The organism is Robertkochia solimangrovi (genome assembly GCF_007279655.1).
Taxonomy (GTDB): domain Bacteria; phylum Bacteroidota; class Bacteroidia; order Flavobacteriales; family Flavobacteriaceae; genus Robertkochia; species Robertkochia solimangrovi.
Map to the genome: position 1 here is coordinate 411,449 of NZ_QKWN01000001.1, position 19,778 is coordinate 431,226.

Consider the following 19,778-nt stretch of genomic DNA (forward strand, 5'->3'; position numbering starts at 1 on the left):
GTTGGATTTATCTTAAAAAACAATGATGCTACACAACCATCCCAGCCGCAACAGTCTCATTCGTAGATTCATCCACTAAAATGATACTTCCGGTTGCCCGGTTATCTCTATAAGAATCGATCATGATTGGCTTCGTAGTACGGATCTTTACTTTGCAAATATCATTCATCGCTATTTCCTTATCCTCTGCATTTCGCTCCAACGTGTTTATATCGATCTTATATATGATCTCTTTGATCATCGCCGTCTGCTCATTTGAAGTATGCCTGATCGCATATTTTGCTCTCGGCTTAGCCGGACTATTATTCAACCAGCAAAGCATTACCTCGATGTCCTGTAAAGCTTCTGGCTTATTATTCGATCTTACGATCATATCTCCTCTGCTAATATCAATATCATCTTCTAGGGTAATGGAAACCGACATCGGAGCAAAAGCTTCTTCCAATTCGGTGTCAAAGGTATCGATCGATTTGATTTTTGAAGTAAATCCTGATGGTAAAACGGAAATTTCATCTCCTTTTCTGAAAACCCCGCTGGCAATTCTACCGGCATAACCCCTATAGTCTATAAACCCTTCACTTTGGGGTCTGAGGACCGTTTGTACCGGGAATCTTGCATCCACTTTATTCGTATCACTACTGATGTGAAGCGTTTCCAAAGTTGCCAGTAAAGGTGCACCCTGGTACCAGTTCATATTTTCTGAGCGATTCACCACATTGTCTCCTAAAAGAGCACTGATCGGAATAAAACGAATATCCTTCACTAACAATTTGGAGGAGAATTCTTCAAATTGCCCAATCACCTTATTATAAGCGTCTTCATTAAACTCTACAAGGTCCATTTTATTAATACACACAATAATATGAGGTATCTGCAGTAAAGAGGCTATAAATGCATGTCTCTTGGTCTGTTCGATGACTCCATGACGTGCGTCCACTAAAATAATAGCTGCATTCGCAGTAGATGCACCGGTTACCATATTTCTGGTATACTGAATATGTCCGGGAGTATCCGCAATGATAAATTTTCTTTTTGGAGTAGTAAAATATCGATAGGCAACGTCGATAGTTATCCCTTGTTCACGTTCATCTCGTAAACCATCCGTAAATAACGCAAGGTCAACGCCTTCATGCCCCTTCTTCTTACTGGTGTTCTCAACAGCCTCGATCTGATCTTCAAAAATAGACTTGGAATCATATAATAATCTACCGATCAAGGTACTTTTACCGTCATCTACACTTCCTGCTGTTGTGAACCGTAATAATTGGTTGTTATCAATTGTCATTGCTTTATGCTTTATTAATTAAAAATAACCTTGTCTCTTTCTATCTTCCATAGCGGTTTCAGAGCGTTTATCATCGGCTCTGTTCCCTCTTTCCGTATGGCGCATTGCAGCCACTTCCTCAACGATCTTTTCTAAATTATCGGCATCAGACTCAATACCTCCGGTAATGGTGATGTCACCCAAAGTTCTGAAACGGATTTTTTTTGTGACGATCTCTTCTCTTTCATCGAGGATCAGGTATTCAGAATTTGGAATCCAGGATCCATTTCTCCAGATCACTTCACGTTCATGGGCGAAATACAGACTTGGAATACTTATATTCTCTCTTTTTATGTAGTTCCATACATCCATTTCTGTCCAGTTACTGATCGGGAAAGCACGGAAATGTTCTCCTTCAAAATACTTACCATTGAACAGGTTCCAGAGCTCCGGACGCTGATTCTTTGGATCCCATTGACCAAAGTCGTCTCGATGAGAAAAGAACCGTTCTTTAGCTCTTGCTTTTTCTTCATCTCTCCTACCTCCTCCAATTGCACAGTCGATCTTGTTGCTTTCAATGGCGTCAAGTAATGTGGTTGTTTGTAAAGCATTTCGGGTAGCATTCTTGCCTTTCTCCTCTGCCACTCTACCTTGATCGATCGATTCCTGAACAGATCCGACAATTAGTCTGGCTCCTAATTCCTTGATAAGATCATCACGAAATTTGATCGTTTCAGGAAAATTATGCCCGGTATCCACATGCATCAGGGCGAATGGGATCTTAGAGGGATAGAACGCTTTACGTGCCAGATGGGTTACAACAATTGAGTCTTTCCCTCCAGAAAACAATATAACCGGGTTTTGAAACTGTGCAAAAACTTCTCGCAAAACAAAGATCGCCTCAGATTCTAACTCATCCAGATAATTTAAATAATACTTTGTCATGGGTCTATACTTCTAATTTTCTTTCTAAATAATTCATAATTAAGGAAACTGCATCTTCAACAGAAACATCTCCAGATATCTCGACGTCCGGTGATTCCGGAGCCTCATACGGAGCGGAGATTCCCGTCATATTCTTGATCTCTCCGGCTCTTGCTTTTTTATACAATCCTTTTACGTCACGAGCTTCACAAATCTCAAGTGGCGTATTTACAAATACTTCGACAAAGTTATCACGATTCACGGTATTGGCAATGAATTCTCTATCTTTTTTGTAGGGTGATACAAAAGCTGCCAAAACCACTAATCCCGCATCGATCATAAGTGCAGAAACCTCTGCAATTCTCCGCAAATTTTCACTGCGATCTTCAGGAGAGAAACTAAGATCTTTATTAAGTCCGCACCTGACATTGTCACCATCCAGCGTATAAGTGTTAAATCCGCGTTTATATAAATGTTCCTCCAGTGCATTTGCAATGGTTGACTTTCCCGACCCTGACAATCCGGTAAACCAGATCAGAAAAGATCTGTGTTTATTTGACATATTTCGATCTTCCTTGCTAACCTTAAACTGATGACGAATTACGTTCTTTTCCATACTTCTAATGACTGCGTTTTTCGAGTCCAAAATCAATCTTATACCAAACTCTTTCGTGCAGATAATACAATAACATTTTAGTAATCACTTCTGCAGATCCTATTTTAAGTCCGGTCATAGGATCACCGGTGATAAACCAGGCGATCATCATGGTGTCCAGTGTACCAACAAACCTCCAGGTCAATGTCTTTAAAATATGCCTTTTCCTGCTATCCGGAAACTTCATTTTAAACCAAACTCTTTCATGGAGATAATACAGCAACATTTTAGTGATCACCTCTGAGAAACCGATCTTTAATCCGGCTAATGGATTACCGGAAATGAACCATGAAAGCAAAATTGTATCTATGGTCCCTACAATTCTCCAGGTAATAGTTTTTGCAATGTGTCTTTTCTGAGAAGTTCCAGACATTATCGACTAACTAAGAAATAATTATTCAAAAGATTCTCTCTGTTGTAAAGCATAGGTTCACCGGTTTTTTGATCGACAACCTTAAATCCTGCTGCTTCACAAATCGCCTGACCAGCAGCTGTATCCCATTCCATGGTCGGTGCAAATCTCGGATACAGGTCTGCCTTCCCCTCGGCTACAAGACAAAACTTAAGCGAGCTCCCTTTCGAAACGATCTCGACTTCTTTATATTGTTGCTGAAGTTGACTCATGTACTTTTCAGTATCTTCATTCATATGAGACCGACTTCCCACCACTCTGATCTTATCTTCATCGTACACTGTCGAAATCAATTCGAAGGAACTCAATTCCTTCATTGATGGAATCTCTTCTACCGCTGTAGCTATAAACTTATACGCCTTCTTGTCGGTGACATTTCCCAGAAAGAGCTCCCCGGTCACAGGCACATAAATTACTCCAAAAACAGGTTTTTGATCCGTCACTAAAGCGATGTTCACGGTAAACTCTCCATTCTTTTTTATAAATTCTTTGGTGCCATCCAGTGGATCAACGATCCAACAGGTACCCCATTCCTTCCTGGTATTATAAGGCAATAACTTATTTTCCTCGCTAATAACAGGAATGTCGGTTACAGCAAGTGCCTTATTTATCTCTTCATTAGAGGCTTTGTCGGCGGCGGTTAATGGAGATTGATCATCCTTGATCTCTACCTGATGATCACTTTCGTAGACTTTTAAAATTTGCTTTCCAGCTAAAACAGCGGCCTCAACCGCTGTTACTATTAATTTATCCAAATTTCAATTTTTTTTGAATTCTAAAGATATAAAAAGTTGCCTGTAAATCTATTGCAATCTACAATTTAACTTCTTTGAAAGATTCCTGATTTTGCAAAAACCATTCATAGGTTAATGCTATACCATCTGACAACGAAATACTTGCCTTCCAACCTTGATCTCGCATCTTATCCACATTCATAAGTTTTCTTGGTGTTCCATCAGGTTTTGTGCTATCCCATTGAATTTCACCCTCATGGCCTACTATTTTTTGAATTGCTTCTGCAAGTTCTTTAATCGTGATATCTCTTCCTGTTCCTATATTATATAAATTCTCAGGAAGTTTATTTTCCAAGGCATAAACCACTGCATCGGCAAGATCTTCTACATAAAGAAACTCTCGCATCGGACTCCCGCTTCCCCACAAAGTAACAGGTGCATTCCCATTATTCTTGGCATCATGAAACTTTCGGATCATCGCAGGTAACACATGAGATGTTTTAAGATCGAAATTATCAAATGGGCCATATAGATTTGTAGGCATCAGACTTACAAAATCCTTTCCGAATTGTTTTCGAATTGCTTCACACGCCTTAACACCAGCAATCTTTGCAATGGCATACCATTCATTCGTTGGTTCGAGAGAGTCAGTTAGGAGATATTCCTCTTTAAGCGGCTGTGGTGCAAACTTTGGATAAATACACGAACTACCCAGAAATATAAATTTACTGACATCAAATTTATGGGCTCCATCGATCAGATTATTTTGAATCTGAAGATTCTCCATTAGGAATTGGTACGGATAATCATTATTGGCAAGTATTCCCCCAACTCTTGCTGCGGCATCTATAACGATCTCAGGTTTTTCTTCTTTAAAAAATAAAGTCACAGCCTTTTGATCTCTTAAATCCAGTTCTTTACTCGTTCGCCCTACTAAATTCGAATACCCTGAATTTTCCAGTGCACGCCAAATCGCAGAACCTACCATACCTCTATGTCCAGCAATATATATTTTAGAATCTTTATTCATCTCTCTTTAATTTTTATTTAAAGTTACTTCGTTACACTGTTACAGAGTGACCTCATATTTAGTGACATTATAACTAAAAGTAAATCATAGCTTTTGAATTAATGATCTTTTTAAACTTAAAAGCATATTTCTGATTTTTGAAACATTTACTGGAATAACATCTTGATAATCAATATATTTAAGCTCTATGGCAATTATTAATTGTGTTTCCAATTCACTTAGTGACCCAATTGAAATATCCAAAAACCTGAGCATTTCTTTAGTGGAAGATCTACCAGCACCTTCAGCAATATTAGATGGGACAGAGATTACAGATCTCCTTATTTGCTGAGTTAGACAAAAATCTTCTTTCACTGGAAAATTCTCTAATAATTTATAAATATCAACTACTAATTGTATACTCAACTTCCAAACTTCTAAATCTTTGTGCGTCATGGGATAGTTTTTCTTAAAAATTAGAAACTATCCCTTATATCTTAAGGATTAAAAGTCACAGGTCACAGGTAACAGGTTACTTTGTCACATTTCCTACTCATAATAATTCATTATATTATACCCACCTTCTTTAAGGTAAGTTTCTTTCTTCATGAGTTTAATATCTCCTTCCATCATATCTTTAACCAACGCCGGCAGGTCGTATTCAGGAACCCAACCTAGTTTTTCCTTAGCTTTAGTAGCATCTCCTATCAACAGGTCAACTTCAGTCGGACGGAAATATTTAGGATCAACATTGAGAACTTCTTTTCCTATTGGTAATTGATATTCTGAATTAGAACAAGACTTCACGAATGCCTTTTCATCAACACCTTCCCCTTTAAATTCCAGTTCTATACCAACCTCAGCAAAACTCATCCTAACAAAATCCCGTACCGGAGTGGTCTTATTAGTCGCGATGACCCAATCTTCCGCCTCGTCTGCCTGAAGGATCATCCACATCATTCGAACATAATCCTTAGCATGGCCCCAATCGCGTTGTGCGTCAAGATTACCCAGGTAGAACTTATCCTGCAAACCAAGTGCAATTCTGGACACAGCTCTAGTGATCTTACGAGTTACAAAAGTTTCTCCCCTAATAGGAGATTCGTGATTAAACAAAATTCCGTTACACGCATAAATGCCGTAAGCCTCACGATAATTCACAGTGATCCAGTAAGCATACATTTTTGCCACTGCATACGGACTCCTGGGGTAAAAAGGCGTCTTTTCAGTCTGAGGAACCTCCTGAACCTTACCATATAACTCTGAGGTAGAGGCCTGGTAGATCCTAGTTTTCTTTTCAAGTCCCAATAATCGTACCGCATCAAGGATTCGTAGCGTTCCGATACCATCAGCATTAGCCGTATATTCCGGCGTTTCAAACGAAACATGTACATGACTCATCGCAGCAAGATTGTAGATCTCATCGGGCTGTATCTCCTGAATAAGACGGATAAGATTCGTACTATCGGTCATATCTCCATAATGGAGATAAAAATTTCTATTCTCCTCATGCGGATCCTGATATAAATGATCGATTCTATCGGTATTGAACAACGACGATCTTCGTTTTAATCCATGAACCTCATATCCCTTCTTTAATAGAAATTCAGATAAATAGGCACCATCCTGACCGGTAACTCCTGTGATCAATGCAACTTTCATGTAATTTTATTTATGTTTTTGATAGATTTCTTTAACTTTTTGAGATGCTTTTCGGGGAAGTATAAGTATTTCATTTTCGGTTTCCACAACGATCATATCTTCCAATCCTATCCCAAGTACTTTCTTTTTAGCTAAGGCAAAACAATTTTTGTTCTCCACTCCCTCCACTTCTTTGCAGATTCCATTTAAATCGCCACATTTTTCAAAATAGGAAACCAAGGAATCAAAATTCCCAAGATCCTGCCAATTAAAATCAGAGGGTACCGTTTTAATTCTGGTACTTTTTTCAAATACGGCATAATCGACACTATCTTCCGGTATTGCACTCATTGTTTCTACAGTGATACCTTTCTCATGAGCTTTAACCGATGCTTCATAAATTTCCGGGCTATGCAGTTTTAATTCATTCAGAAAAACACCTGCCTTGAAACAAAACATACCACTATTCCAGTAAAAATTACCGCTCTTGAGAAATTCCTTGGCAGTTTTCAAATCCGGTTTTTCGCGAAAACTCAATACATTTTCCTGATCAAACTCTATATATCCATACCCGGTTTCCGGGTATTCGGGTTTTATTGAAAAGGTAACCAGATAATCAGATTCAGCCAATTCCAATGCTCGATTCACACATCGATCATAGGCTTCCTGATCACTGATCATATGGTCACTTGGGGTAACGAATAATATATCTTCCGGAGCGACAGCTAATGCAGCCAGGGCTATTGCAGGTGCAGTATTACGAGGTACCGGTTCGAGAATTTGTTTATCAAATTCCTTTCCTAACTCAGCCATTTGAGCTTTTGCAAAATCAATATGGCTATTGTTTGTTAAGATCATAGTTGCATCAACAAGAGCTGTATTTCTCTCCACAGTTAACTGAAAAAGAGAACTTCCATTGAATATTTTAAGAAATTGTTTGGGATGATCGGGACGTGATAAAGGCCATAATCGGGTGCCGAAACCACCACTTAAAATTGTGTGATAAACTTTTGCCATAGTTTTCTTTGAACGTAAATTTAAAACTTCATTTGTATAATTCAACCGGAACCATAAAAAAACCGTCAAATGGTTTCATTTTGACGGTTTTAATGGATTGATTGAGAATATTTTAATTCTTATAAGACTTAAGGAACTTATTCAACTGAAGAAGACTTAACAATAATAAACAAACTCCAATTAATGTCACTGGTAACATAAATACGTAGGATTTGGTAAAGCCCTTTATTTCAACCCCTCTTCTAGGAAAATCAGAGATGATATTAATTATACTTGATTTATTGGCTCGTTCTTCATTGAGCTCCACAATATTTTCTTTTAATTCATTACGCTCCCGGATCAATGCCATTTCCTTATTCTCACTTCCCTTACCCTCACCAAGACTGATGTTCGTTCCCTGAAGAGGTTTCTCCGCTTCTTTTAACAGCACCAATTTATAAAGTTTTTGTAGAGAATCTATTTCCGTAAGTTGCATTTTCACAATGCTATCCTGTATATTTAAATTTTCTATGGAAATATTCTTTTGAGACTCAAAATAAGCGTTTCGCTGAATGGAGGAAATAATGGCGGGTTGAGATTTCTTAGCAACGAAACTATTATTCGCAACCACTGAAATTGTATGAAAACGTGCATCGAAGGAATTAAAATTTTCAAGAAACTTTTCCATATTGATCGTTTTCTGAGTCGAAGTATCAAGATTTCTTACAAATTGATCGAACAGCATTATTTTTTGATTTTCATCTGCATAAGATTCTATACTGAAAGATTTAAATGCAGATGCTTCTGCCGGTGTAATATCTAACACTTCATCATTCGGATTGGTATCCAGCGCCTCCGCCAACGCGACTGAATCCCCAGCCATTGCTAATTCATTGTAAAAATTAATATTGTTATACAATTGTTGTGCACTATTAAAGTTAGGTTCCACCACCATGGTAGAAATAAAACGTGGCCCCTTTTTATTATCTAAAAAAACACCAACTATCAAACCGATTAATCCAGCAACTAAAAGCTTTAAAAAGTGTTTTTGTATAAAAATTAAAAACAGAATAATGAGGTGAAACAAACCAGAAAAAATTGATGCTAAGAATTCAAAAAAATTCTTAAACATATTTCCAATTACTAAGAATAAATTTCCAAGATCGATTTCTTCTGAAGAGTTTTGAGATTTGTTTTGAGGCTGATTTTCACTCATTGCTTTTATTTAGTTTAAGATTTGTTTCAAAATCATTTCCGTAATAAGGTAAGTAGGTTTAACTCCTGTTATACCTAATCCTCCCGATGCCAGCGTACTCCCTGTTTCCAGAGGATTATCTGAAGCGTAATAAGCATACCTTACCTTTACATTCTCAGCTATACTCTTACGAATTCTGGAAGCCGATTGTACCGCTTTCTGGTAATGTGCGCCCTCCATTTCGAGACCGATCACATTCCAGGAACTGTCGTGAAAGAACTTTAAAACATCCTTGTTCTGTAAAGATGTCCCTAAAACCGTAATCATCGTTCCTTCAAAGACTTTCAATTCATTGCCTTCAAAATCCTTTGCACATAATTCATTATGAAAAGGATAATTGTCGGCAGTACCCTCAAAGATATGTGCATTAGGAATCATGAGATCTCCCTTGTCTCCTTCAAGAATTCCTGCCTTACCCATAATAGAAACAGATTCCACATTGAGAAATTCCTTTTTCTCACCCTTATCTTTATAAGGTTTCAGGAATTCATCAATGGTTTCGTACGCTTGTTCACCAAACGCATAATCCATCACAAATAAAACGGGGGAATCGTGATCTTTTTGAAAGTCTCGCCCAAAAATAGGATTTATTTTGGAGGTGTCAATTTTGGAGGTGTCAAATAATTGAACATCGATATTCGTACCTGAAAAATCATCGATCTGAATCATGCCTTGTTTTTCTGCATAAGCAACGACCTTACTTCGCAGTTTTCCATTTTCCGGCTGACTCAGTAATTCGTACAATTCCAGATCCGACTTCTTTGCATAAGCCGTACCTAAAGCCTGTCTGGCAAATAATGTATTCATCACCGAATGCATATTTGCACTGATTATATGTACAGGACGTTTGAAGAGTCCGTTCTTTTTTAAAGTTTTTTTGATGTTATTTGCCCAGATCTCTCCATGTATATGATGACCCAGTCTTTCCCTTAAGACCGGGCTAAAAGTTATAGTGCGTTTTTCTCCACTCACCTCTTCTTCGATCGCCAGTTTCCCTAACCAGTAAACAATCTCAAGAAAACGATCGGGTTCCTCTTTAGATCCAAACAGCTTATGGGAAGCTAACACTTCTTCAAAAGTTCTCCCCAGTATCGTTGATAAATGACTGAGGGCGATTTCTCGTTCTTTATCCGTTAGCTTTCTTTTAGATACCGCCTCTTCAAGTTTTGCCCAATCCCGAATCATCGTACCGGAATCTTTAAGGAATACCCGGTCACAAATCTTTTGTGATTCAATAAATAAGAAAGTAAGATGCGTAAGAATATCATAAATATCTGATCTGCCTCTGGTGATCTCAATATTCATCTGCTCATCATCAATGCGATAACAGTTTCTTCTACGCTTAGGTGGAATGATTACTTCAAAACCCGAATTCTTATATCCTTCATCAGAAATAAGATTTATAAACCTACATTGCTCAATTCCTTTAGGCAAACGGTCAAGAATATAAACCAGCCCATGCAATTCAGCTTTTTCATCTGAAACCGATCCGTAGATTTCAGGCCTTAATTGTAAAAGTGCTTCACGCAAAGTTTCACCTGAAACTCCCATTGGTTTATAAAATCCACGATTAAAGAGATGTCGCATCGTGATGTACATTCTCTCAATTGCTGCAGTAGACTCCTGAGCACGGGTTCTTGTCTGAATTTTACTCATATCTGATTTTCAGTCCAAAATTAAGAATCTTTGTGCTAATTAAGAACTAAAACCCCTTCATAGATTAGGATATAAGATAATTTAACCGTTAAACAACAGGAATTGAACAATCGGAAGTCACTGAATTATAGCGCTATTATACCAGATATGGTTTCAAATCTTCTACAACGCTGCGATCATTTGCCAATCTTTGGATCTTATTCTGGCCTCCCAGTTTCCCTTTAGATTTCATGTAATTATTAAACCCTTCCTGCAAAACCTTTGAGATCTTCAGGGGCTGTAAAACTTTTCCGGTTATCAGGTCATTATAATATGTATTTTGCTTTTGCATAGCCTGATCGATAGCGCTGGCAAATTTGGTAAGATCCGTAGGTTCATTCTCAAATTCGATAAACCATTCATGAAACGGCAATTCCTCTCCTTCCGGGGTTATCTGAGGCGCAACTGTAAATTCATTGATACTACATTCATACTGATTCATCGCTTCTTTCAAAGCCTCTTCGACTTCTTTGGCTATGACATGTTCTCCGAATGCCGATATAAAATGTTTGATCCTTCCAGACACGATGATCCTGTAGGGTGAGGTAGCTACAAATTGTACGGTATCACCAATGTTATAAGCCCACAGCCCTGCATTCGTGGATATAATCATCACATAGTTTACCCCTAATTCAACATCTTTTATGGTCAGCCTTTCCGGAGATGCATCAAAAAACTCATCTGCTTTTATGAATTCATAGAATATACCAGAATTGAGTAATAGTAACATCCCCTTTTCCGATTGGGAATCCTGAAAGGCAAAGAACCCTTCACTGGCGGGAAAAAGTTCGATACTTGGTACTTTTCTTCCTATTAGTTCTTCGAATTTAGCCCGATACGGCTCATAATTAACACCACCATAGATAAAGAGTTTAAAGTTCGGAAACACCTCCCCCACTGTTTTACCTGTACGTTGTTTTATTCGTTCAAAATACATTTGAACCCATGATGGAATACCCGAAATAACCGACATGTCTTCCGGAAGGGTTTCGTCAATAATCGCTTCCACTTTGGTCTCCCAGTCGTCAATACAATTGGTTTCCCAGCTAGGCATGCGGTTCTTTTGCAAATAACCCGGCACATAATGCGCTACGATTCCTGACAACCGCCCCAGTTTCACTCCGTTCTTTTCGGTTAATTCCGGACTCCCTTGCAGAAAGATCATTTTTCCGTCGACAAATTCAGTATTTCCGGTATCATGGATATAACAAAGAATCGCATTTCTGGCAGCTTCTATATGATAAGGCATTGAATCTTCCGTAATCGGAATATATTTGGCCCCTGAGGTGGTTCCTGAAGTTTTGGCAAAATATAAGGGTTTTCCCGGCCATACAACATCCTTTTCACCTTCTACTACCGAAGTTATATAGGGTTTAAGATCTTCATAATCACGAACAGGAACCTTTGACCGAAAATCTTCATAAGTTTTGATATCCTTAAAATCATGATCTTTCCCAAACCGTGTTTGCGTTGCGGTTTCGATCAAAGATCTAAAAACTTCATCTTGTGTCTCCACTGGATTATCCGCCCATTTCCTGATACGGCCATACACTATCGTGGCAAATAATCTGGCTCCTAAAGATTTTATTGACATATTTATTCGAAATCTATATAATCGGTTGGGTTCACCGGGTATCCTTCACTCCAAAGTTCGAAATGCAGATGCGGACCTGTTGTAAGTTCTCCTGTGTTACCAATAATTGCAATAACTTCACCTGTCTTTACCAAATCACCTTGTTCTTTGCTTAAGGAAGAATTATGCTTATAAACCGATGTCAATCCATAAGGGTGTTCAATGATCATTACATAACCCGTTTCAGTGGTCCATCCTGCAAAGATCACAGTGCCGTCGGCTACTGCCTTTACCGGAGTGTCTTTGGGAGCAGTGATATCTACCGCTAAATGTTTGTCAGATTGGTTGTATCCCTGGGATATGGTTCCTGTTAATGGAGGAAACAATATGAAATTAGATCTGGAGGATGCAGTTTCAAACAGATTATATTTATCCTCCATCGCTACTTTTTCACGCAACAACGAATCCTGCCTGTTCGGCATCAGATCATATTGAGCAGTGTCTTTCTGAAATTCAGCAAAAAGAGAATCCTTGTTGATCTCCTGAGAGTTTATCTCCCCTTTCAATGCCTGCTGAATTCTTTCATAATAAACCTCATTAGAGGACAACTGATGTTCCAGCGAATCCAATTTGAAAGACAGATCGGTTGCTTCTCTTTTTAAAGCCGTAGAAGAATATCCTGGAATATATTCCTTTAGCGGAGTCAAAGCGATCAGGAGTATGGTGAAAGTGATCAGAAAAACTGCAAACAAAGTTCCCAATACAAACACATTTAAGCGATTGAGTTTAAAGGAAACCCTTTCTTCAAAGGTATCTTCATTTAAAACTACAAGCCTGTATTTATGGAGTAGTTTCTTTTTTAAATGTTTTCGCTTTTGTTTTTTCTGGGCCATAGTACAGCAAATATAATTATTCAATAGAAACCACTTTCTTATTTTATACGCTTTTAACGATTGTATTTAAGTTTAATTCTTACCTTTGTTGCTGAGTTTAACCTTAAATCGAATTACTAATGTTTTTTCTAGCAATTGGTTGGCAACAAGTTCTGATTATAGCGATCGTGGTATTGCTATTATTCGGCGGTAAGAAAATCCCGGAATTAATGCGTGGACTTGGAAGTGGTATCAAAGAATTCAAAGACGCCTCCAAGGAAGAGGATGGTTCAGTAGATAATAAGAAAGACTGATATTTTAAAAGATATACTTAAAAAGGCCGTTTGAAATTCAAACGGCCTTTTTAAGTATTTATCAGATTTTATCTGTATTATCGCGAAGTAACAGCCTCATCGCTTTTACCCGTGAACTTCAGTGTTTTCATAATAGCTTCCAACTCAAACATATAATCGCGTTTATCCGTAGATGGAGCAAACGTAAATCCTTCCAATACCAGTAATCTGTTATTTGGTTTGTCTTCAACTATATAATTTACGAAGGGTCCTGCCATAAAGAAGTTCTTAACTTCCCACATTCCTTTGGTTTCAATTGCTTTTCTTCCTGCTAACTCTGCATCGAACACATAAGGGGCATACGCTTTTTCAGTTATCATATACATTCCTTCTTCTCTTCCAGGTACATACAGTTGACCGATACTATCTCTCATTTTAATAATTGCATCAACTCTTGTTGAATCTTCAGGAATGCTATTCATTGGCATTTCATAAACGAGTATATTCATGGTTCCCTTTTGAATCAATCGCTCGATCCAGTAGAAATTATTTTCCTTTTTAACGATCTTATAGATGGAAGGCATACGCAACGATATACCAAGACCCTTTTCCAGATCATCTTCCTTATTCAAAGATCTCAGAAAACGCTCCTGACTCTCCTTAATATCCGTTTCTTTAAAGGTTGCAATAATCTCCGGAGATTTCTTTTCGATCTCGTGAATAAGTTCTTCACGGGTTTTACCTTTGAAGATCCCTACATTTTGTGGTTTAGCAAATAGATTCTCTTCAAGTACTGCCCCGTTTACGGAATCCAGTTCAACGATGACCACATTTCTACGATGTCTTACAAAATCGGTAAATACCTCCGGTGTAACCTGATGAATTGTAAAAAGGGGTTCGTCCTGAGGCAAACCATCAACTGGAGCTGCAAAGAACTTACGAATACTATCACCTACTTCTCCTTCCCATAGATCGTTATCGATCACCATGGAAATATCATTGATCGCTCCCACTGAATCCGGAAGGTATGTAGATTTCTTATCTTCCTTACAGGAAACCAAAACAAGGGTTAGGATCAATACAATCAGGTAATTTTTCATTAGTGTCGGTTTATTTATTTTAGGATTAACATTTACAAAGCTTGAGTTTTAAACCCGGCTTCAAATTGTCTCCGCGAATATCATTCCATTCTTTAATATTTTCGACAGAAATTCCCGGAAATTTTTTAGCGATACTCCACAATGAGTCTCCTTCCTGAACTTCATATTGCTTTTGATCACCCGTATACGTTGATGCAGATGCCTTTTTAACAGGTGCTTGCATACCCGGTTTTCTCGGATAAATTGTTAATCTTTCCCCAGCTCGAATATTATTATTCCGCATACCATTCCATCGCTTGATCTCACTTACCCTGACCCCAAACTTACTCGCGATCCTTCCGAGATAATCTCCACTTTGTACTTTGTATCGAATTTTACTCTCAGTCTCCAATAATTCCGGTAGTGGCTTTTCCCTTTTAGCAAGTTCCTGCTCCACATAAGTGTATATTGCTTGTTCATTGGCCACAAACCGACCTATGTCTGAAACTTCTAACCGGAGCGTATAGTTCTCATCCTCCACATACGGAATGATATCCAGTTTATAAGAAGGGTTAAAAAACTGAACTTCCTCTACACTGATGTTTAATAATTCTGAAATTTGATCAAAGGTGATCACTTTCTTAATTCGAACCGTATCTGTTTGAAAATATGCTGCTTTTGGATTCACTTTTTCGAAACCATGCTCTTCAGCATATTCAAATATATACATTGTTGCTAAAAATGCCGGCACATAACCCGCTGTTTCTCTGGGAAGAAAAGGTCTTAAATTCCAATAATTCTCATAACCTCCGCTTCGGCGTATAGCTTTTGTAACATTTCCAGGTCCAGAATTATAGGCTGCTAATGCGAGATCCCAGTCTCCAAAGATCTTATAAAGGCGAGCGAGATATTTACTGGCCGCAGTCGTTGATTTAACCGGGTCACTTCGCTCATCGACGTAACTACTCACATCCAGGCCATAAACCTTACCGGTTCCGAACATGAATTGCCACAATCCCGTTGCCCCAACTCTTGATTTCGCCCTCGGATTCAATGCGGATTCCACAATTGCCAAATACTTTACTTCAAGCGGGATATCATAATTATCGAGTTCCTGTTCAAAAAGCGGAAAGTAAAATTTACTCAATGCCATTAATTTGGTCAAATGTTTCCTTCTGTATTTAAGAAAGGAATTGATCACACTTTCCAGACCAGGATTATACTCGATATTAAAAGGTGTTTTCTGATTGAGCTTTGCGAGTCTGGCCTTAAGTGTGTCGGTAGGAAGATCAACATTACTGACCTTTTCAAACTCCATGGTTGAAATGTCTGTATATAAGGTATCGAAAAGGCCGGAATCATAATAATCTTTCAGCCAAAGACTATCCAGTTTTCTGGCATCAGGCCTGTCATTCAATTTAAATACCGCATTATCCCTGAAAACGATCGGTTTCCCATCGATCATAATGTTCAATGAATCACCTTGAACGAACATAGAATCTTCCCTGGCGATCACAAGGCTATCATTTATGGCAAGAGTATCTCTTTCCTGCTCCGATCTTTCGGTTTCTTGCGAAAAGCCTGCTATGTGTACAAAAAATAAGGCCGTTAAAAGATAACGATACTTCATTTGAGATATAATTTGAGGTGTGAACCCGCAAAAATGGTTAAAATTTCATTTTATACGGGAAATCAGATGTTAAAATAAAAAGATTGTCCCAAAATTGCACGGTATTGGATGTCCCTGTGCATCCATGGCCACACAGGATCCTGAGATTACCTTACAAATTTGAGACAATCTGATTATCTCAACGAAAATTTTATTCTTTTCTTATTTCAGAATAGCTGCAATTCCCGGAAGTGTTTTTCCTTCCAGGCTTTCCAACATAGCTCCACCTCCGGTAGAGACATAGCTTACCTTATCCTCAAAACCGAATTGTTTCACGGCCGCTACCGAATCTCCACCTCCAACAAGCGAGAAAGCTCCATTTTTAGTAGCCTCATCGATAAAGTTCCCTATTGCGATGGTGCCTTTTGCAAAACTCTCCATCTCAAACACTCCAACCGGACCATTCCACAGAATCGTTTTTGACTCCAGAATAACTTTCTTAAAATTTTCAAGTGTCTTCGGCCCTGCATCCAGACCCTGCCATCCGTCAGGAATATTATCTACAGCCGAAACCTGAGTATTTGCGGTGTTGCTAAAATCATCAGCAGCCACAACATCAACCGGCAAATAAATATTAACTCCCTTACTCTTCGCTTTTTCCAGAATGCTAAGCGCAAGATCCTGTTTGTCATCTTCACAAATAGAATCCCCGATCTTACCTCCCTGAGCTTTAACGAATGTATAAGTCATACCTCCTCCGATGATCAGATTGTCTACTTTATCCAGGATGTTTTCTATAATTGTGATTTTGGAAGAAACTTTAGATCCACCCAGGATTGCGGTCACAGGTTTTTCACCACTGGCCAACACCTTATCGATTGCCTCGATCTCATTGGCAAGCAGATACCCAAAACACTTATTATCTCCGAAATACTTCGCAACGATCGTAGTAGAAGCATGTGCCCTGTGTGCAGTTCCGAAGGCATCATTCACATAAATATCTCCCAATTTGGAAAGTTGTTCTGAGAAGGCTTCATCTCCCTTTTCTTCCTCAGCATGAAATCTAAGATTTTCCAATAACAATACTTCTCCCGGCTTAAGATCGGCCACTGCCTTTTCAGCAACGTCTCCGACACAATCCTCAGCAAACTTAACCTGAACCCCAATTATCTCTGATACTTTATCAATAATGTGTTTCAAAGACATATCTGGGTTCGGTTGTCCTTTTGGTCTTCCGAGGTGACTCATCAGAACTGCACTACCTCCATCTTCAAGAACTTTAATAATGGTCGGTTTTGCAGCTTCAATACGGGTTGCATCAGTTACTTTAAATTCTTCGTTCAGCGGCACATTAAAATCAACTCTTATCAGTGCTTTCTTGTCTGAAAAATTAAAATCATCTATAGTTTTCATACTTTTTTTATTATGTGAGTAACAAATTTAGTTAAATCCGCTCACCTAAAGTATGAGGAATACGAGTTTAAGGAAAATTTAAAATCAGTCACGGCTTACGGAAAACTATTGAAGGCCTTACAGAATTAACATACAACAACATTCAAGGGAAAATAGATTTTCGGTAATGAGTTAAGAAATTTTGGGGTTTAGTTAAAATCTTTTGGTCTGCTGGCGCACCGGATAGTGTCTCCCGAGACTTCGGGAGCAGGCTCAGGTTTTGGAATTTTCCCCTGATACCTGTGGTTTGAAAAATAAATGTTCCGGATGCATTTAGCATTCAAATTATATCCATTTCTTGTACGAACAGTTGAGAAGTCCTATTTTCACGCGATAAAAGTCCTAGCATGCTATTCAGCGATATAATCGGTCAGGAACACATAAAGAAACATCTCGTTCACAGTGCAGATAATGGAAGGATTCCCCATGCCCAATTGTTCGTTGGACCTGAAGGATGCGGTCTGCTATCCATGGCAATTGCCTATGCACAATATGTGCTTTGTAAAAATACTGATGGTGAAAATAATAATGGAAATTCGGCATGTAATATTAAGTTCAATGCCTACTCACATCCTGACGTACATTTTTCCTATCCGGTTTCCTCCACAGATAAAGTAAAATCACACCCTGTCAGCAAACATTTTTTAGGAGAATGGCTGGAATTCCTCAAGACGGAACCTTATGGAAATCTTTTCGATTGGTATAAGCGGATCGGAATTGAAAAAAAACAAGGACTAATCAGCGTTGATGAAAGTACTGAGATCATAAAAAGTCTTTCCTTAAAGGCCTATGAAGGCGGCTATAAAGTTGCGATCATCTGGATGGCTGAGAAGATGAATGATGCTTGTGCCAATAAGTTACTCAAATTAATAGAGGAACCACCCGGGGATACCCTGATCCTATTACTTGCAGAAGATGTAGAACAGATCATTGGAACCATACGATCAAGATGTCAAATTTTACATTTTCCTGCCTTAGGTGAACAGGCCATCACAGATGCTTTAATCACTCGTGGAACTAATGAGGCAGAGGCTTTAAAAATAGCCCACCGGTCGAATGGAAATTTCAATAAGGCACTGGATCTGGTCAATCAGGATTCTGAAGATACCGTATTTGAAGAATGGTTTGTTTTTTGGGTTCGAACCGCATTCAGAGCGAAAGGAAACAAAACGGTAGTTCAGGACCTCACTGCCTGGAGTGATGAAATATCTAAGACCGGGCGTGAAACGCAAAAGAAGTTTCTGGAGTATTGTATCAATGTCTTCCGCCAGGCCTTAATGCTAAATTATAATGCCGGTTCTTTATCCTATATGGAGTTTGAAAGTGGTTTCGATCTACATAAATTCGCCCCATTTGTACATGGGAATAATATACAGGCAATCTTCAAAGAACTTGAAGATGCTAGCTATCACATTCAGCGAAATGCTAATGCAAAGATCGTCTTTACCGATCTATCCATCAAACTCACGCGATTCCTCCATATGAAGTAGGTATACTTATGAGTTAAGGATTATGGATTATGGATGAAGAATTATGGATTAAGGATTAATTATAACGGATCAGTCACAAATTCTGGGTTTATGTTACAGGGTGACACGTTATATAGTTACAAGTAACAACGTAACATGTAACATGTAACAGAAGACTGTTTACCGCTTCACTGTTTACTGCCTTACTATATGCTCCTGAAGAAACATCCGGAGCCATCGGCAAACTTATAATCTACAATTTATAACTTACCATTACAACTTCCTGCATTACTGTATACCTAAAAATAAAAAGCCGTCTGAAACAGACGGCTTTTTATTTGGAGGCATCGAGCGGATTCGAACCGCTGTACAAGGTTTTGCAGACCTCTGCCTAGCCACTCGGCCACGATGCCCTTTATATGGTGCGCAAATGTAATAAATTAATTCGCTTTTTTCCAAACACAATCGTTCTTACTTTGATAATGTCATTTGTATCGTTACTCTTTCAACATTCCCACCGATAGGAGGATTGATTTTAGACACTTCAACCGTTGCTTGTTCGGCAATATCAATCTCTTTGAAAATACGGTCCAGAATTCGTTTGGCAACCGTTTCAAGAAGTTTAGATCGTATTGCCATTTCCTCTTTAACGATCTTATTTACATGCACATAATCAACGGTCTCCTTTAAAGAGTCACTGATCGCAGAAGGTTGCAGGTTTGCTTTTACTTCAACATCAACCCTGTAATCACTTCCAATCTTTCCTTCTTCTACAAGGCATCCATGATAGGCATAAACCTGTATATTGGTGATCTTTATTACTCCCACTTACCACTATTTTGTACA

19 protein-coding genes and 1 tRNA gene are annotated in these 19,778 nt (G+C 38.5%); 2 read left to right on the forward strand and 18 right to left on the reverse strand.

The features are described from left to right. Nucleotides 1-28 precede the first annotated feature (28 nt). From cysN to DMZ48_RS01860, 13 genes are all read right to left on the reverse strand, one after another. Entirely contained in the window at nt 29-1,285 is a 1,257-nt protein-coding gene (cysN, locus tag DMZ48_RS01800; protein WP_143953387.1) for a sulfate adenylyltransferase subunit CysN, read from the reverse strand. Between the two features lie 18 nt (nt 1,286-1,303). After that, nucleotides 1,304-2,209: a sulfate adenylyltransferase subunit CysD gene (cysD, locus tag DMZ48_RS01805; RefSeq protein WP_143953388.1), complete on the reverse strand. Its 906-nt coding sequence runs from the start codon at nt 2,207-2,209 to the stop codon at nt 1,304-1,306. A 4-nt stretch (nt 2,210-2,213) separates the two neighbouring features. Further along, entirely contained in the window at nt 2,214-2,804 is a 591-nt protein-coding gene (gene cysC, locus DMZ48_RS01810) for an adenylyl-sulfate kinase (protein WP_143953389.1), read from the reverse strand. 4 nt (nt 2,805-2,808) lie between these two features. Then, nucleotides 2,809-3,216 carry a DUF2061 domain-containing protein gene (locus DMZ48_RS01815; RefSeq protein WP_143953390.1) on the reverse strand — a complete coding sequence of 136 codons (408 nt, stop codon included), beginning with the start codon at nt 3,214-3,216 and terminating at the stop codon, nt 2,809-2,811. After that, complete coding sequence (cysQ, locus tag DMZ48_RS01820) at nt 3,216-4,010, reverse strand: 3'(2'),5'-bisphosphate nucleotidase CysQ (protein WP_143953391.1); 795 nt, start codon at nt 4,008-4,010, stop codon at nt 3,216-3,218. Before cysQ ends, DMZ48_RS01815 begins: the two co-directional genes overlap by 1 nt. Before the next feature lie 58 nt (nt 4,011-4,068). Next, on the reverse strand, nt 4,069-5,019 hold the full coding sequence (locus DMZ48_RS01825; protein ID WP_143953392.1) for a GDP-L-fucose synthase family protein: 951 nt from the start codon (nt 5,017-5,019) through the stop codon (nt 4,069-4,071). Nucleotides 5,020-5,103: 84 nt separating this feature from the next. Further along, nucleotides 5,104-5,454 (reverse strand): four helix bundle protein, encoded by a 351-nt coding sequence (locus DMZ48_RS01830; protein ID WP_143953393.1) that lies wholly within the window; start codon nt 5,452-5,454, stop codon nt 5,104-5,106. A 93-nt stretch (nt 5,455-5,547) separates the two neighbouring features. Continuing rightward, nucleotides 5,548-6,660: a GDP-mannose 4,6-dehydratase gene (gene gmd / locus DMZ48_RS01835; protein WP_143953394.1), complete on the reverse strand. Its 1,113-nt coding sequence runs from the start codon at nt 6,658-6,660 to the stop codon at nt 5,548-5,550. 6 nt (nt 6,661-6,666) lie between these two features. Then, the gene (locus DMZ48_RS01840; RefSeq protein ID WP_143953395.1) at nt 6,667-7,656 is read right to left on the reverse strand and encodes a mannose-1-phosphate guanylyltransferase; all 990 of its coding nucleotides are present in this window, start codon (nt 7,654-7,656) and stop codon (nt 6,667-6,669) included. A gap of 112 nt (nt 7,657-7,768) precedes the next feature. Then, complete coding sequence (locus tag DMZ48_RS01845; RefSeq protein WP_143953396.1) at nt 7,769-8,851, reverse strand: hypothetical protein; 1,083 nt, start codon at nt 8,849-8,851, stop codon at nt 7,769-7,771. A gap of 9 nt (nt 8,852-8,860) precedes the next feature. Then, entirely contained in the window at nt 8,861-10,546 is a 1,686-nt protein-coding gene (locus DMZ48_RS01850) for a DUF6909 family protein (RefSeq protein WP_143953397.1), read from the reverse strand. Between the two features lie 136 nt (nt 10,547-10,682). Next, on the reverse strand, nt 10,683-12,179 hold the full coding sequence (locus tag DMZ48_RS01855) for a GH3 auxin-responsive promoter family protein (RefSeq protein WP_143953398.1): 1,497 nt from the start codon (nt 12,177-12,179) through the stop codon (nt 10,683-10,685). A 2-nt stretch (nt 12,180-12,181) separates the two neighbouring features. Beyond that, nucleotides 12,182-13,051 carry a M23 family metallopeptidase gene (locus DMZ48_RS01860; protein WP_143953399.1) on the reverse strand — a complete coding sequence of 290 codons (870 nt, stop codon included), beginning with the start codon at nt 13,049-13,051 and terminating at the stop codon, nt 12,182-12,184. A 119-nt stretch (nt 13,052-13,170) separates the two neighbouring features. On the opposite strand from DMZ48_RS01860, the gene DMZ48_RS01865 reads away from it, so the two are divergent. After that, nucleotides 13,171-13,344, forward strand: a complete 174-nt coding sequence (locus DMZ48_RS01865) for a Sec-independent protein translocase subunit TatA/TatB (protein WP_143953400.1) — start codon at nt 13,171-13,173, stop codon at nt 13,342-13,344. Nucleotides 13,345-13,421: 77 nt separating this feature from the next. Here DMZ48_RS01865 and DMZ48_RS01870 read toward each other — a convergent pair whose 3' ends face one another. The 3 genes from DMZ48_RS01870 to DMZ48_RS01880 form a co-directional block, all read right to left on the reverse strand. Continuing rightward, nucleotides 13,422-14,423 carry a DUF4837 family protein gene (locus DMZ48_RS01870; RefSeq protein WP_143953401.1) on the reverse strand — a complete coding sequence of 334 codons (1,002 nt, stop codon included), beginning with the start codon at nt 14,421-14,423 and terminating at the stop codon, nt 13,422-13,424. 25 nt (nt 14,424-14,448) lie between these two features. Further along, on the reverse strand, nt 14,449-16,032 hold the full coding sequence (locus DMZ48_RS01875; RefSeq protein ID WP_143953402.1) for a LysM peptidoglycan-binding domain-containing protein: 1,584 nt from the start codon (nt 16,030-16,032) through the stop codon (nt 14,449-14,451). Nucleotides 16,033-16,233: 201 nt separating this feature from the next. Further along, nucleotides 16,234-17,424 carry a phosphoglycerate kinase gene (locus tag DMZ48_RS01880; RefSeq protein WP_143953403.1) on the reverse strand — a complete coding sequence of 397 codons (1,191 nt, stop codon included), beginning with the start codon at nt 17,422-17,424 and terminating at the stop codon, nt 16,234-16,236. Between the two features lie 386 nt (nt 17,425-17,810). Here DMZ48_RS01880 and DMZ48_RS01885 point away from each other — a divergent pair, with 386 nt between their 5' ends. After that, nucleotides 17,811-18,953, forward strand: a complete 1,143-nt coding sequence (locus DMZ48_RS01885) for a DNA polymerase III subunit (RefSeq protein ID WP_143953404.1) — start codon at nt 17,811-17,813, stop codon at nt 18,951-18,953. Between the two features lie 318 nt (nt 18,954-19,271). Here the strand turns inward: DMZ48_RS01885 and DMZ48_RS01890 are convergent. Continuing rightward, a tRNA-Cys gene (locus DMZ48_RS01890) sits at nt 19,272-19,345 on the reverse strand. Nucleotides 19,346-19,403: 58 nt separating this feature from the next. Continuing rightward, nucleotides 19,404-19,760, reverse strand: a complete 357-nt coding sequence (folB, locus tag DMZ48_RS01895) for a dihydroneopterin aldolase (protein ID WP_143953405.1) — start codon at nt 19,758-19,760, stop codon at nt 19,404-19,406. Between the last annotated feature and the right edge of the window lie 18 nt (nt 19,761-19,778).

Coding starts and splice junctions, on each gene's coding strand:
- cysN (WP_143953387.1), bottom strand. CDS start 1,285: ATGACAATTGATAACAACCAATTATTACGGTTCACAACAGCAGGAAGT.
- cysD (WP_143953388.1), bottom strand. CDS start 2,209: ATGACAAAGTATTATTTAAATTATCTGGATGAGTTAGAATCTGAGGCG.
- cysC (WP_143953389.1), bottom strand. CDS start 2,804: ATGGAAAAGAACGTAATTCGTCATCAGTTTAAGGTTAGCAAGGAAGAT.
- DMZ48_RS01815 (WP_143953390.1), bottom strand. CDS start 3,216: ATGTCTGGAACTTCTCAGAAAAGACACATTGCAAAAACTATTACCTGG.
- DMZ48_RS01825 (WP_143953392.1), bottom strand. CDS start 5,019: ATGAATAAAGATTCTAAAATATATATTGCTGGACATAGAGGTATGGTA.
- DMZ48_RS01830 (WP_143953393.1), bottom strand. CDS start 5,454: ATGACGCACAAAGATTTAGAAGTTTGGAAGTTGAGTATACAATTAGTA.
- gmd (WP_143953394.1), bottom strand. CDS start 6,660: ATGAAAGTTGCATTGATCACAGGAGTTACCGGTCAGGATGGTGCCTAT.
- DMZ48_RS01840 (WP_143953395.1), bottom strand. CDS start 7,656: ATGGCAAAAGTTTATCACACAATTTTAAGTGGTGGTTTCGGCACCCGA.
- DMZ48_RS01845 (WP_143953396.1), bottom strand. CDS start 8,851: ATGAGTGAAAATCAGCCTCAAAACAAATCTCAAAACTCTTCAGAAGAA.
- DMZ48_RS01850 (WP_143953397.1), bottom strand. CDS start 10,546: ATGAGTAAAATTCAGACAAGAACCCGTGCTCAGGAGTCTACTGCAGCA.
- DMZ48_RS01855 (WP_143953398.1), bottom strand. CDS start 12,179: ATGTCAATAAAATCTTTAGGAGCCAGATTATTTGCCACGATAGTGTAT.
- DMZ48_RS01860 (WP_143953399.1), bottom strand. CDS start 13,051: ATGGCCCAGAAAAAACAAAAGCGAAAACATTTAAAAAAGAAACTACTC.
- DMZ48_RS01865 (WP_143953400.1), top strand. CDS start 13,171: ATGTTTTTTCTAGCAATTGGTTGGCAACAAGTTCTGATTATAGCGATC.
- DMZ48_RS01870 (WP_143953401.1), bottom strand. CDS start 14,423: ATGAAAAATTACCTGATTGTATTGATCCTAACCCTTGTTTTGGTTTCC.
- DMZ48_RS01875 (WP_143953402.1), bottom strand. CDS start 16,032: ATGAAGTATCGTTATCTTTTAACGGCCTTATTTTTTGTACACATAGCA.
- DMZ48_RS01880 (WP_143953403.1), bottom strand. CDS start 17,424: ATGAAAACTATAGATGATTTTAATTTTTCAGACAAGAAAGCACTGATA.
- DMZ48_RS01885 (WP_143953404.1), top strand. CDS start 17,811: ATGCTATTCAGCGATATAATCGGTCAGGAACACATAAAGAAACATCTC.